The organism is Saprospiraceae bacterium (genome assembly GCA_016717265.1).
Taxonomy (GTDB): Bacteria; Bacteroidota; Bacteroidia; order Chitinophagales; family Saprospiraceae; genus Vicinibacter.
In genome coordinates this window covers 1,859,619-1,874,297 of record JADKFX010000001.1, presented here as the reverse complement: position 1 = coordinate 1,874,297, position 14,679 = coordinate 1,859,619, and the positions used below count along the sequence as shown (strand labels likewise).

The window sequence follows — 14,679 nt, the reverse complement described above, 5'->3', positions numbered from 1 at the left end:
CTAACAGATAAAATACTATAATCAACTTAAAAAGTTTTTAATAATAATTATCTCAGAATATTATTCTTCTTCTGTACTCGCTGATTTTTCTTCCGTTGCTACTTCTATTGGAGCCGCCACTTTAGCTTCACCACTCATTTTTTTATGAAAATCAGTAACTTCTTGTTTTCTAGCTTCCACTTTTTGTGTGATACTACCTTCTTTTGCAGCGATCCAATCTTGGTACATTTGGTCAGCTTTCTCTTGAGTTAATGCACCTTTGGATACACCGCGGCTCAAATGTTTGCGATAAAGTACTCCTTTATAACGCAAAATTGCATTTAATGTATCTGTTGGTTGCGCACCTTTCATTAACCATTCAAAGGCTTTATCCCGGTCAATTTCTACTGTAGCAGGCTTAGTAATTGGATTGTAAATTCCGATTTTTTCAATAAATCTTCCGTCTCTTGGAGATCTTGAATCGGCTATCACGATGTGATAAAATGGGGCTTTTTTGCGACCCTTACGCTGTAATCTGATTTTAACGGCCATTTGTTGTGTTTTAAAAAATTAGACCCGAATCGGCTTACTCTGAAAACAGACACCGCCGACTTTAAGGACCGCAAAAGTAAATTAATTTCTTCAATATTTCAATAAATCCTCTTGAAAATACTTTTTTGGCGTATATTTGATTGATTCACATTGAATTACAATGACTTTAATAAGAAGCTTTTTAAAACTACCGAATCTACTAAAAACAGCATGTTTGCTCTTGTTTGGTTGTTCGATTGATGTATCTGATCATACTATTTCCCCTGCACATTTTCTCTATACCAACAGTTTTGAAACGGAAGCTGAAATTCAAGATTGGGAAATTCAATCAGATTATATTTGGAAAGTTGACTCCTTTCTAGGAAGTTTCGGAAAGCACTCTGTACTGGTTTTTGGTGGCTGTTTCTATCCACATTTTGCAAAACAGTTTGGTCCCTTTGATCATCCAATAAAATTAAATGTTTCATTAATTAGTAAAGTTTGCGGTGGGATTTTAAATTATGTGGCATTGGATAATAATCCGGATTGTTTGTTAACAAAATCCATCTATATATTTTCAAATGAATGGCAAGAATACCATTTTAAAGAAGATTTAGTAGTACCATCAAATACCCGTTTTGAAATATCATTGAGCTCACAAAGTGGTTTGGTAGCCGATTATATTTCAATTTATGAGAAAGAATAAACCCGCTTTTCATAAAATTTAAACCATTAAAAATCAAAGCGCAGTTTTAAATTTATTCTGCGCGAGCTAAGATAATTTGGAATCGCAAATTGATAATTATAAAGTGACTTAATCCAACTAATAGAAGCTTCATTTTTTACCTTTAATAAATTAAAAACTTCTAAACTTAACCATGCCTGGCGTGTAAAACGCAATAGATGATTTGGATGTCTTGGTAAATTTTTTCGATTCCACATTAAAAAAGAAAATCCTATATCGGCTCTATGGTAGGCTTTAAAACGTTTTTCATTCCGATATACCAAATTATCCCCTTTCAATCCATAAGGCAAGCCACTCGCTATATTAATATTCAAATGCATTTTTATGTTTTCATTTCCCGGTAAATAATCCTGAAAAAATAAACCAAGCGCAAAAAACTGATCTGTTGGCCTAGGAACATCAGCCACTGTTTGTCCTTCTGGATTTTGAATGTCTCGTTCTTTATGCTGAACCCCGTTAATTTTTTCCCGGGTTCTTAGAAATGAAAGATTTACCCAAGATTCAACCCCCGGTACAAACTCTCCATTAATCCGATTATCCCAACCTATTGCATAGCCTTCAGAATCATTATTAGCAGAATATCGGATCCTAACATTATCCAGTTCATATGAAACCATATCCCACAATTTCTTGTAATAAAATTCAGATACCCATTTGAATTTTGAAGGGCTAATTTTCCGCATAAAAAAATCTTTTTGTATTCCTGCCACCAGATGCATAGATTTTTGGGATTTTACATCAAGATTCAAGCTGCCATCTAAAGCTCTAAATTCGCGATAAAAGGGCACTTGGTGATACAATCCTCCGGAAACATAACAACGCGTATTATGTGGATCTCTAATCGGAATCCATTCGATCTTCAAACGCGGATTGAAAATCCATTCACCATTTAATGCTGCATGATGCATTCGCAATCCTGGTGTCCACTTAATTAAATGTTTACCGGATCCAAGCCATTGCATTTCATCCTGCAGCCAAAAGGCTACTTTCTCATTATGAAAATCATTCACTGATTTATAAACATAATTTAAAACCAATGCATCTTCGCGGTAAGGCAATGCAAATCCAGCAGAATCTAATCGCTCCCATTCATTAATTTTATCTTTAAAGAACTCTTGTCTAAAAAATAAACCCCATTGAATGAAATGAGAAACCGGATGATTCTTTGAAGGCAAGTCAATACCGCCTCTTAGCTCTTGATGATGCACTGTACTTGTTAAAAAATTCCGACTATAAGTATGTTGTGTTCCTTCCCCCCAAAGTTTAACTTCTTTTCCAGACTCATCTGTATTTCCAGCTTCTACTTCCACTAATCTATAGTACCCTAATATATCAAATTGTTCGGCTTCAAATCCACTGTACAATGATGAAAGAAATTTTATAAAATAGGGAGTTTTAGTGTTTTGTGGCACAAAAGTCAAACTTAATCCAGCCATATTTTGTTCGAATATATCTTTTTCCGAGCCTTCAAATGCAGTATTCAAATTTATTACTTGAAAAAAAGAACCTTTTGCAACAGATGCTGATTCTGGAATTAATTGGTAAATACTTTTATTCAAATTACCAATTACAGCTAATTTCAAAGTTCTACTAAAGTCATAAGACAAATAAGACTGAATGTCTAAAAAATTGGGTTGATACTCACCTTCAACATCCAAACTGCCTAATAAATATTTTGTTGTTTTATATCTGGCTCCAATTAAATATCTAAACTTTGAAGAACTGGATTTATTAAATTGCATGGAACCTTCTAAATGTGCACTCGCACCCAATGCACTTAGAACTGCACTCCCTCTTATGGAATCAGGAATTTTATATTTAATATCTAAAACAGAAGACTGCTTATCACCATATTTAGATTCAAATCCTCCAGATGAAAAATTTAATTCTTTGATTAAATCAGGATTTGGAAAAGACAATCCTTCTTGTTGTCCATTTCGAATTAATTGAGGTCTGAACACCTCAAAATCATTTACAAAAACTAAATTTTCATCATAAGAACCTCCGCGAACACTATATTGAGATGACAATTCACCTCCTGCACTGCTTCTTACACCTAAAGCAATGGATGGAAGTACACTTTCTAAATTTCCACTCACCGTTGGCAATAATTCAAAAGAACTTGCTTTCTCCTTTATATTGATACTTTGATCTGTTCTGCGATCGCGAATTTCAACTTCTTTATTAATTATTTTCTGCAAATAAATGGTTAACTGAATATTTGATTCAAGATCTTTCCATTTTAACACAATCTCCTTTACTTGGTAGCCTAGTCGATTACACTTTAAAACTAGTCGATCGCTTTCAGGAACTTCAATTTTGAAATTTCCATAACTATCACTCTCCGTAAAATAAGCAGTTTCTGCGATATAAATACTTGCAAATTCAAGCGGAATCTGGTCATCCAGATCCAGGATTTTACCTTTTATTTCATACAACTTAGTCTGTGCGGTAAGAAATCCATTTAGAATCAAAACAAATAAAAAGAGAATATAAATTTTATTCTTAAATTGATTCATTTACTCGTATTATGAATTTGTATACGTACAAAACGCAAATTAAAATTCAAAAGTGTTAACTGCAATGGATTTCAATTTAGAAATAACATCGAGTGGATTTGGATCTCCAAATACTGCATTGCCTGCAACTAAAACATCTGCTCCTGCTTTTAATATAACTTCTGCATTTTGCAATCCAACACCACCATCTATTTCAATTTTAACCTTAAGATTCCGATTTGTAATCTCTGTTTTTAAATCTTTAATCTTTTGTAAGGTACGGTAGATAAATTTTTGTCCGCCAAATCCAGGATTAACAGACATCATACAAACGACATCAATATCCTCCAGAATATCAAACAATAAATGAACCGGAGTATGCGGATTAATGGCTACACCTGCCATTGCACCTTGTTCTTTAATCAGTTGTATACAACGATGTAAATGGAGGCATGCTTCATAGTGAATAGAAATAATATCTGCCCCAGCTTTCCGGAAATCTGATATAAACTTATCAGGTTCCACAATCATTAAATGGACATCCAAAGGTTTTTCGGAAATTTTTTTAATGGCTGAAATAACAGGCAAGCCAAACGATAGATTTGGAACAAAGCGACCATCCATAACGTCCAAATGAAACCAATCTGCCTGACTTCCATTAATCATTTTTACTTCTTCACCAATACGAAGAAAATCACAACTCAATAAGGAAGGGGCTATTAAATGCATATCATTTGGAAAGCTCAAATATAAAAAAAAAGCTGCAATAATGCAGCTTAATTTAATGGAACAAGGTTAGCTCAATTTTTAAGAAATTTTATGACATCATTTTGATATATTAGAAAATATATCCCATTTTGCAATTCCTGTATATCTAAGGTCTTTTCATCTAGCCAATGTAGGGGAACCTTTTGACCATGAATAGTTGTCATTGACAACTGATCACCCTCCAAAAAATCGAAACCTAAATTGAGTACATGAGAACTTGGATTTGGATAAATTTCAATTTTATTTTTTTCTTTTTTACCTATGTAAATAATTTGACTATAATTAAAAGTTTCATCCCGATCCACTGATTTTAAACGAAAATAAATAGTTGAATTTCCAGTTCCAATTCCACTGGTTTTTACCTCGTGAGAATATGATTTCAGGATCTTACTATCACCTGTTGCTTTCAATTTTGCGATGTCATTAAAGAATTTACCATCCTTACTTTGTTGAATTACAAAATGTGAAACATTCGATTCACTAGCAGTAAGCCATTTAAGGTGAACGGCTCCTATTTTATCTTGTTCCGCCGTAAAGCTTAACAACCGAATCGGCAACACTACCATATCCTGTACTGCACCACATAAAACATGACTCACAGTCTTACCATGTGCATGAAATTGTGCTTTGGAATCACAATTGGCAATAAAATCAAAGGTCTGACAAATGATGGTGCCAACGGGAACATTTGGAATATAAATCGTCCTATATAGTGTTCCATAACTATAATTTACACTATATAAAATGTGATCTGCTTCTGCAGAAGTTTTTCGAACACAAAATTGAACGGAAAATGAACAATCGTTTCCTGATTCTGGCTTTTTGCTGAGCAAAGTCAAACTATTGCTAACAGTATCTATACATTGCTGGGCAATGACAACATTTAAAGAGAAAAGGAAACACAAGGAAGAGACTAGGTATCTTTTCATGGTGGTTGAGTTTATGAGATTTTGAAGACCTCAAGTAAAGATAAGCCATCAACCTAGAGTCTGATTCTTTCAAATTGTATAATTGTTTTGATAATATATTAGCTACTTAAAATCTGCAAAATGCACTTCATCCCATTCTTTTGCTGGAAGATGATTCATCCTTAAATAAACGTTTGAAGTCACCCAAACATCTTGTGCACAATACTTTGCAATTCGGTCAAGATCCTGATCCTGATAATAAACTTCACCTACTTTACTTCCGTCGAGGTCTCCTTTTGAACTTTCCAATTCCAAACATGCGGCTAACAATTCAAGTGAAATAAAATTCTTTTGATCTCCAAATTTCCACATGTCCAAAGTATCGGCCATAAACTTTAATTCCCAGGGTTTACGATTCGAAATATTTAAAATCGCTGGCAATTGCAGGTTATGGATTATAGCTCTCCGACAAATATATGGGATGTCAAATTCCCGAATATTATGGCCGCAAAGGATATTCTTGTCAGGATTATTAAAATGTTGGGATATTAAACTAAAAAAGTCAATTAGGATAGTTTCCTCATCAACTCCTGAAATGGTCTTAATTCTTAATACTCCTTTGTTAAAAAAACCTAAGCCAATGCATATAATTTTTCCAAATTCTGCATAAATGGCAGCTTTCTCATTATATAACTGATCTAAGCTCTTTTCAGGCTCCTTTTCTTGAAAATAACGTATTTTACGTTCAAATAAAGCTTGCCAGTGATTATTCAGTTGATTATAGCTTGGATACTGACTAACGGTTTCAATATCAATAAATAATACATTATTAAGTTCCATAATATTATAGTAAGGGTTTTCCCTGATTTTTTACTAAATCATATTAAAATTAAGCTATTTACCGTTTATGTAGTTAAATTTACACAATAAATAAAAAAAAACAGTATTATGTCAACTTCCAATCAAAATGTTAAAGCCCTGGTAATTATTTTACTGGTTGCACTTTTTGGATTCAATGTCTATCAATTTGTAAATAATTCAAATCTTCAAAAAGATAATCTTGCAAAAGAAAATGAATTAGTTCAACTTGAAGATGCAAAAGCCAAACTCGATAAAGAATATCAACAAGCCGTAAGTGACTTAAATGATATGAAAACTAATAATGAAGAATTGAATCGGGTGATTGATACACAAAAAGAAGAGCTTCGGATTCAAAAAGAAAAAGTTACTGGCTTACTAAAAGATAGTAAAAATCTTGCCATTGCACGCAAAGAAATTGAAACTATTAAATCTAAAACACAAGAATATATAACTGAAATTAATCGCTTGAAATCTGAAAATGCTGAACTTGCAACAGCAAATACAGGTTTAAAATCAGATAAAGAGAAATTAACCCAGGAAGTTCAAACCAAATCCGCTGAAAATCAACAACTATCAGAAGCGAAAGCTACTCTGAACACGGAGAAAGATAATATCGCAAAGGAAAAAGATTTATTGAGTCGCAAAGTAAATCGTGCAACCGCAATTCCAATTCAAAAAATCAATGTTGATGCATTTGAAGAACGGGAAGGCAAAAAACCAAATGATGTATCTAAAGCAAAAGATGCAGATTTTATTGAAGTATGTTTTAAAACTACGGTAAATAAAAATACAGAATCCGGTACTGAAAAATTTTATATACGGATTATTAATCCAACTGGAGAAACGCAAGCAATCGAATCTGAAGGCTCTGGTGTTATCAGAAACGATCAAAATGGTGAAACCATTAAATTTTCAATGTCTGCCATGACTCAATATAGCAGCGATGTAAAAGAAGTCTGTTCTAAATTTAAAAATCCAGGTTCATTTGTAGCAGGCGTCTATCAAATTGAAGTTTTTAATAAAGGATATTTAGTTGGTACCAGTACTTTAAAACTTAAATAAATAATATTCGCCATAAAAAAATTGCACGTTCTGCATTATTTTCTATTGAGCACGTGCAATTTTATTTTATAGATCGCAGTGTTGTTATATTTACAAATTAACAATACGCAATCTTCATCAGACCTTTTATTGACAATGGACTTTGGTGTAAATTGGTTTGACCCTGTCTTTACTATTTTAGGATACGGAATTCCTTTGATTGAAATCATCTCTGTAACTGCTGGTATCATTGCAGTTTACTTTGCTGCCCGGGAAAATATACTTACGTGGCCTATCGGTCTTGTGAATGTCACCACCGCATTTTTTATATACTACCATGTTCAGTTATATTCTGATATGTTTCTTCAGCTTTATTTTTTTTCCATCAGCATTTATGGCTGGATTATTTGGAAATTTGAAAAGTCGAATAAAATCCCTTTAAAATATCTTACTTCCAAACAAAGAATTTATATTAGTTTGCTAATCCTTATTGCAAGCTATGTATTTGGAAAATTTATAGCGAATATTCATTTGCTATTTCCAAATCTATTTCCAACTGCTGCTGTATACCCATATTTAGATTCCTTTGTTGCAATTTCTAGCATTGTTGCAAATACTTTATTGGCCAAACGAATAATAGAAAACTGGATTCTTTGGATCCTTATAAATATAATCTGTGTCTATCTCTACATTCAAAGAGAAATTTTATTTATTGCACTTGAATTTTTTATATTTCTTGGGCTTGCAATTTATGGAATAAAAGAATGGTTGTATTTAAAAAAGCTACAAGATCAAATGCTAAAGTCTGAGTAATGCTTGTTGCAAATCCGAAATTAAATAATCAGCATCTTCCAGACCAACATACATTCGTATTAATCGATGCGACTCTTGTTTAGAATCAAAAGCACTTCGTTCAATTCCTGCAAGCCTGGGTATGATTAAACTTTCGTGACCTCCCCAACTAACAGCCATTAAAATATGTGTTAAAGATTCACAAAAATTTTCAATCTTTTCAGCGGCATCCGTTTTAACAATAAATGAAAATAATCCACATGCACCCCGCATTTGTTTTTTTGCGAGTTCATATTGTTTGAAACTCTCATCCCATGGAAATAAAACAGATTCAATTTTTGGATGTCCTTTTAGAAATTCTATGACAAGATGTGTTGTATTCTGAATTCGATCCATTCTTGCAGGAAGTGTACGCAATCCTCTCAATAGTAACCAGGCATTAAAAGGTTGTATACCATTTCCTGCCGTCAGATATTCTAATTTAAAAACCTTTTGCAACAAAGTAGATTTACCTGTTAAAACCCCAGCAACCGTATCACTATGCCCTCCAATATACTTTGTGGCTGATTGCAAGACGAGGTCAATACCAAAATCAATAGGTCTTTGGTAATAAGGACTGCAATAACTATTATCTACTACTGTTAATATATTTCTTTGTTTTGCAAGTGTGGCAATAGCAGCTAAATGTTGGATAGAAAAATCCCAACTATTAGGAGATTCCAAATAAATAATTTTTGTATTTTCTTGAATTGCATTTTCAAAATTACTAGTATTTGTACCATCTACATACGTTGTTTCTACCCCAAATCGTGGTAAGAACTCATTAAACAATTTTTGTGCCCAGGTGTAAGGATCCCGAACTGAAATAATATGATCTCCTTTAGAAACAAAGGGAACTACGGACGAAAAAATTGCGGAAGCACCACTATTAAATACTAAAGCATCTTCAGCTCCATCTAAAGCAGCAAGTTTCTCTCGTAAAATATCTACCGTAGGATTTAAACCCCTTGAATAAATATATCCGCCATATTCATCTTTAAATCGTTGGCGCATTTGATCCACCGTATCAAACTTAAAATTGCTAGTTTGAATTATTGGAGGAGCTATCGCATTAAAATACTGTTCGCGATGTTCTCCTAGTTCATTAAGTATATATGATAAATCCACGATACTCTCAATTATTTTAGAAATTATATTAAATAGAATTACGCTTTAATTTTTGAATCAAAAAATACGCAATAATCAGCGCTATAAAAACAAGGATCGCTGTGAATCCAAATTGAGGATTCAAATAAAAACTAGAAATACCAACAAAAGTATAAGCACAAATAAAAAATATTGGCACCCAAGGAAAGAACTTAATTTGGTAAATTTCCTTCAAATTTAAATCTTTTGTTTTCCTTCTAAGGTAAAAGATTGTCGCAGCAGATGTAGCCATTCCTAAGGAATCCAAAATCATAACGAAACCCAGAATACGATCAAATGTTGATGCAAAAAAAACAACCAGAACGCAAATTAAAGTAAATACAGTCAAGCTCACTGTCAACACTTCCTTATTGCCAGACTTTTTGCTAAATGATTTTGGTAATATCCCATCCAGACTCATAGCATACATGACTCTTGGATTACTGAGTAACGAAACATTTACATATGCTAAAACTGCAAGAAATAATAAAATTGCAAATAAATTTCTTCCTATTGGACCAAAAAGTTTGGATGCTACAATGGATGCAATCCCTTTTGCTGTTTTCAACTCTTCGAAACCAATGATTTTATAATAACTTAAATTAACTAAAAGATATAAAACAATCACTAATAATATTCCACCATAAATACTTTTTGGAATCGTTTTTCTGGGCGACTTAATTTCATCACCAAAATTAATAGTTTGTTGATATCCACCATATGTAAAAGAAACAGCAACCAGGGTAGCACCAAAAGAGCTTATCAAATCAGACCAAGAAATTTGCATCCAATCCATATAATTTTGATTTGAGCTTACATGAATTTTGGGAAAAAATAATGCTGAGATGATTAATAGAATCATGGCTATTTTAATAAACATCAATACGTTTAAAGTATTCGCACTTAATCGAAGTCCTAAAAGATTGACACCATAAAATGCCAGAATAGCAAAAATTGCGATCATTGATTTTAATAGATCCGTAGGAGGGGTTACAAATAAAACCTCTGCCAAATAATCACTCCCAATTAATGCAACACCACCCAGGGAGGCAGCATTTGAGACCAGAATAATTCCATTAATTGCAAAGGCAATAGAAGGATGATAAGCAACTGAAAAAATCTTATAGTATCCACCTGTAACCGGAAATCTTGAGCCAATCTCAGCATAGGTCAGGGCACCACACAATGCAACCAAACCACCAAATATCCATGCTGCGAAGTAAACACTGGGTGTAATTGCAGCATTCGCTGAAACGGAGGCAGCCCTAAAAATACCAAGTCCGATCACTAAACCAATAACGATCATACTAAGTGAATAAACCCCTAGTTTCTGGCTACTATTAGAATCCATAATAATTGCGAAAATAAGAGATTCCAAAGAGAAAGTAGCGTTCCCGCGAATTATATAAGAAATTACTTTATAGACGCTCTACTCCCTTGCAATCCACCTGTATGCAAAACATAAATTTTCTTGTATTTATATTTATCTATTTGCTCAAAAAAAGAAATTAATAAAGGTGCTGTATAAACAGGATCCAATCTTATACCATAGTTCAAAAAAAATAAATCCATAAACTTCAATATAGATTCATCTTTTTTGCCGAAAGACAGATTCAGCTTAGCATCTATCATTTTAACTCTCGAATCCTGAATCCATGGATACTGAGCCATTCTAACTACTTGCATACTTAAAATGTGTACATTTTCAGAAAACGTAAGCAAGCCTTTAATTGTAGTACCTGTGCCACAAGCACATACTATTAAATTCTCCTGCCGGTCAAATTCAACTGGAAATTCTGATACAAGATTTGCGATCCCCTGAACACCAATCTCCCCACCTCCACCTTCTGGAATCCATAATGCATTTGAAAATCTATCCTCTAGAAAAATCTTTGGATCCAATCTCAGTTGTTGCGCTTCTACCCTACTTATTGGAATTAATGTAGCATTCCAGTTTCGACAATCCTTTAAAGTGGGTGTTTCAAAATCATTGTTCCATCCATAAATCAAGCAAGTACAAGGAATTTCTAACTTAAAACAAACATAGGCTAAAGCATGCAGATGATTTGAAAAAGCACCTCCCATACTAATCAATTCTTGCTTATCTGAACTCTGAAAAAAATTCAAATGGTTGCTTAATTTTCTCCATTTATTTCCACAGACTATTGGATTTATCAAATCATCTCTTTTAAAAATAAGCTCCTGCTTAATTTCTTCAATAAATATGGATTGCAAATCTGATGGCAGATTCAATTCTCGTTTAAGCTGCTGATATTTTTCCTCCGAAATTCTCACACACTGAATCGCTTTAATAAAAATAGCATAACACTTTAACGATTTAATTTAAATTCAATCGGCATTTTAAAATTAAAACTAACATTCCGGTTATTATTTTTAGCGGGAATCCAAATTGGAATGAGTCTTATTACCCGAAGTGCTTCTTCATCACAAGATGGATAGAGTGATTTTAAGATTTTTGGATTTCTAACATTTCCTTCCTTGTCTATTACAAAGCCTACTACAACTACCCCTTCAACTTTGTTCTGAAATGCGGTATTTGGATAGACTAGTTTTGAAGAAATAAATCTGGATAAATTAGATGAACCTCCAGGATATTGAGGCATTACATCTACAAAATCGAAGGTCACCTCTGATTCATTTGCAATTTGCGCATTATTATTTACTTTGTTAGGATCCTTCTGTTGTATTGAATCTAAATCCTTATTCATTGTATTTATTTCATTTTTTGGGATCTCTTCTTTAACTACTTTTTTAATTTCACTTTTTTTCAATTCTGGTGGTTTCTTTTCAGGATTTTTTTCAGGGCTCTCTGGGACTTGCTTTGAACTCATTTTGGTGTTCAATTTTGGCAACACGATATCCGGAGGATTTTCTAAAAAGACTTCCGTAATCATTTCAGATTCCTTTGTAAAATTCCAATGGATTGAAGGAATAATCAAACAAGCAAGAAATATAATTAAGGACAATATTAATCCAATGGTCATATTCCTATTATAAAATAGCCTAAGTTGATAAGCACCATATGCGCGATTTCGATTAGAAAACACCATATTATTCCAATCAGAAACTGAATTCTTAAAAAATCGATATAAAATACCTAACAATGGAACTGTGAATTGATTAAATACAATATTACTTTCCTATAATGAAAATTTCATATAATTAGTATCTGTATCACTTTAGTTGAAATGAAATTAACATAAAAAAAATTAAAATTAGCTGTCTTTTTCAAAAAGCCATGTGATCGGTTGGGCTATATTAAATGGCTGCAATACCCTCTTTATATTATAATTATTTTTAATATGTTCTAAGATTTGGGGAATATCATCTGAAACTAAAAACAAACTCCGATCAATTGGTGAAATTGTTTTTTCCAGCTCCATTTTATCAAGAAATTCTAAGAGTTCTTTATGATATTCTGTGCCATAAATAACGACTGGAAAATGAACCAACTTAAGTTTGAATTAAAGTCATAGATTCAAAAAATTCATCCATAGTACCAAATCCACCTGGCAAGACTATAAAAGCATAAGAATATTTAATCAGGAGTGTTTTTCGGTTAAAAAAATACTTCATGTTTACCCAATAATCAAGATATTTATTGGGTTGTTGCTCATTAGGCAAGGTGATGTTACAACCGACACTTCTTCCGCCTACCGATTTTGCACCTTTATTTGCTGCTTCCATAATTCCTGGCCCGCCCCCGGTCATAATGGTAAAACCCAAACTAGCGACTTCTGCCCCAATAGTTTCTGCAATTTTATAATAACGATGATCTTCCTGAAAACGAGCCGAACCAAATATAGTTACGCAAGGTCCGGTAAAATATAATTTCCGGATTCCTAAAAACAAATCCCAAAATACATCCCAAACAAAACGCAATTCTGCAAACCGGCTCATAGGGCCATTTAGATATTGAATATTTCTAATGTTCTTAATATTCTCCATAGCTTCTCGATCAAATAAACCGCAAGATTAAAAAAATTCAAGTGATATCTCTATTTTTTAATAATTTGCAGCAACAGTAAAAACCCACAGGCCTATGCCGCTGAATGAAACTACCCCCTCAGCCTTCAGAATTTCTTCTCATATGGCCGAAACCTTGATCCCATCAGAAATCATTAAACTGGCTGCCGAAGTGAATCACAAGATTCAAGCTGGAGAACATATTTTCAACTTGACAATTGGCGACTTTAATCCAAGCATTTTTCCAATACCAAAAGGATTGGAAAAATTTATCATTAAAGCATATCAGGAAGGGCATACCAATTATCCTGCTGCCAATGGAATGGTAGATTTAAGACAGGTACTTTCAACGCAAATAAATGAAAAACTTGGGCTTCACTATAGTGCTGATGAAATCCTAATTTCTGGTGGTGCAAGGCCTTTAATATATGCTATTTACAAAACACTTCTAGATCGGGGTGATACTGTATTATATCCAGTTCCATCCTGGAACAATAATCATTATTGTCATTTATGCGAAGCGAATGGGATTGCGCTTGAAGTGAATGCCGATCAAAATTTTATGCCAACTGCTGCCGATTTTGAACCCCATATACAAAAAGCTACACTCATCGCTTTATGCTCCCCACAAAATCCGACAGGTACTGTGTTTACAGAAGACACACTTCGGGATATCTGCAAGCTTGTGTTGACAGAAAACATCCGAAGAAAAGGCATTCAAAAGCCACTGTATATCATGTATGATCAAATTTATTGGGAATTAAGTTTTGGTGATACAAAACATTTCGATCCTGTTAGTTTAATTCCTGAATTAAGAGATTATGTAATTTATGTCGATGGACTTTCAAAAGTATATGCAGCTACCGGTATTCGGGTCGGATGGTCATTTGGACCTCGAAAAATAATGGATCAGATGCGGGCAATTCTGTCTCATATTGGAGCCTGGGCTCCTAAAGCAGAACAAATGGCTACTGCCTGGTTTATAAAAGATCAACAAGAGGTACAATCCTATTTGGATTGGTTCAAACCCGAAATTCATACCCGATTAACAGGTTTATATGACGGGATCTTAAATCTCAAACACCTTGGATATCCAATTGATATCATCCATCCACAAGCTGCTATTTATTTGACTGTTAAATGTCCCTGGAAAAATAAAAAAACAAAGGATGGCAGAATTTTACAAAATCAAATTCAGGTAACTGATTATATATTGAATGTTTGTAAAGTAGGAATTGTTCCTTTTAAGGCTTTCGGTGCATCGGAAGATTCTGAATGGTATCGAATATCTGTTGGCACATTAAAAAAACTTGAAATTGCTGAAATTGTAAATGCTTTGAAATCTGGCATGGATCAATTAATGGAAGTATAATCAACAATTCTT

The 14,679-nt window shown here is 33.4% G+C and carries 13 protein-coding genes and 1 pseudogene; 4 read left to right on the top strand and 10 right to left on the bottom strand.

From position 1 onward, the window contains the following. Positions 1–60: 60 nt before the first annotated feature. The gene (rpsP, locus tag IPO86_07240; protein MBK9727893.1) at positions 61–531 is read right to left on the bottom strand and encodes a 30S ribosomal protein S16; all 471 of its coding nucleotides are present in this window, start codon (positions 529–531) and stop codon (positions 61–63) included. A gap of 160 nt (positions 532–691) precedes the next feature. Here rpsP and IPO86_07235 point away from each other — a divergent pair, with 160 nt between their 5' ends. Next, positions 692–1,216 carry a hypothetical protein gene (locus IPO86_07235; GenBank protein ID MBK9727892.1) on the top strand — a complete coding sequence of 175 codons (525 nt, stop codon included), beginning with the start codon at positions 692–694 and terminating at the stop codon, positions 1,214–1,216. Between the two features lie 26 nt (positions 1,217–1,242). Here the strand turns inward: IPO86_07235 and IPO86_07230 are convergent, their stop codons facing one another. From IPO86_07230 to IPO86_07215, 4 genes are all read right to left on the bottom strand, one after another. Further along, entirely contained in the window at positions 1,243–3,774 is a 2,532-nt protein-coding gene (locus IPO86_07230; GenBank protein ID MBK9727891.1) for a carboxypeptidase-like regulatory domain-containing protein, read from the bottom strand. Positions 3,775–3,813: 39 nt separating this feature from the next. Then, positions 3,814–4,482: a ribulose-phosphate 3-epimerase gene (locus tag IPO86_07225; protein MBK9727890.1), complete on the bottom strand. Its 669-nt coding sequence runs from the start codon at positions 4,480–4,482 to the stop codon at positions 3,814–3,816. A gap of 71 nt (positions 4,483–4,553) precedes the next feature. After that, positions 4,554–5,450 (bottom strand): T9SS type A sorting domain-containing protein, encoded by an 897-nt coding sequence (locus IPO86_07220; protein MBK9727889.1) that lies wholly within the window; start codon positions 5,448–5,450, stop codon positions 4,554–4,556. 102 nt (positions 5,451–5,552) lie between these two features. Continuing rightward, a complete protein-coding gene (locus IPO86_07215; protein ID MBK9727888.1) occupies positions 5,553–6,269 on the bottom strand; it encodes a ribonuclease H-like domain-containing protein in 717 nt (238 codons plus the stop codon). 108 nt (positions 6,270–6,377) lie between these two features. Here IPO86_07215 and IPO86_07210 point away from each other — a divergent pair, with 108 nt between their 5' ends. Both IPO86_07210 and IPO86_07205 read left to right on the top strand, forming a co-directional pair. Beyond that, positions 6,378–7,352: a hypothetical protein gene (locus IPO86_07210; protein MBK9727887.1), complete on the top strand. Its 975-nt coding sequence runs from the start codon at positions 6,378–6,380 to the stop codon at positions 7,350–7,352. 78 nt (positions 7,353–7,430) lie between these two features. Beyond that, positions 7,431–8,144: a nicotinamide mononucleotide transporter gene (locus tag IPO86_07205; protein ID MBK9727886.1), complete on the top strand. Its 714-nt coding sequence runs from the start codon at positions 7,431–7,433 to the stop codon at positions 8,142–8,144. Here the strand turns inward: IPO86_07205 and IPO86_07200 are convergent. The 5 genes and pseudogenes from IPO86_07200 to IPO86_07180 all read right to left on the bottom strand — a co-directional run bounded on the left by IPO86_07200 (position 8,130) and on the right by IPO86_07180 (position 13,277). Then, positions 8,130–9,290 (bottom strand): aminotransferase class I/II-fold pyridoxal phosphate-dependent enzyme, encoded by a 1,161-nt coding sequence (locus tag IPO86_07200; protein ID MBK9727885.1) that lies wholly within the window; start codon positions 9,288–9,290, stop codon positions 8,130–8,132. The genes IPO86_07205 and IPO86_07200 overlap by 15 nt on opposite strands. A gap of 28 nt (positions 9,291–9,318) precedes the next feature. Then, positions 9,319–10,659 (bottom strand): APC family permease, encoded by a 1,341-nt coding sequence (locus IPO86_07195; GenBank protein ID MBK9727884.1) that lies wholly within the window; start codon positions 10,657–10,659, stop codon positions 9,319–9,321. A 62-nt stretch (positions 10,660–10,721) separates the two neighbouring features. Beyond that, positions 10,722–11,603, bottom strand: coding sequence for a pyridoxal-phosphate dependent enzyme (locus IPO86_07190; protein MBK9727883.1), 882 nt, complete (start codon positions 11,601–11,603; stop codon positions 10,722–10,724). Between the two features lie 35 nt (positions 11,604–11,638). Then, positions 11,639–12,433, bottom strand: a complete 795-nt coding sequence (locus IPO86_07185) for a TonB family protein (GenBank protein MBK9727882.1) — start codon at positions 12,431–12,433, stop codon at positions 11,639–11,641. Positions 12,434–12,544: 111 nt separating this feature from the next. After that, positions 12,545–13,277: pseudogene (locus tag IPO86_07180) on the bottom strand (TIGR00730 family Rossman fold protein). Between the two features lie 94 nt (positions 13,278–13,371). Between IPO86_07180 and IPO86_07175 the strand changes: the two are divergent. Beyond that, positions 13,372–14,667, top strand: a complete 1,296-nt coding sequence (locus IPO86_07175; protein ID MBK9727881.1) for an aminotransferase class I/II-fold pyridoxal phosphate-dependent enzyme — start codon at positions 13,372–13,374, stop codon at positions 14,665–14,667. Positions 14,668–14,679 lie beyond the last annotated feature (12 nt).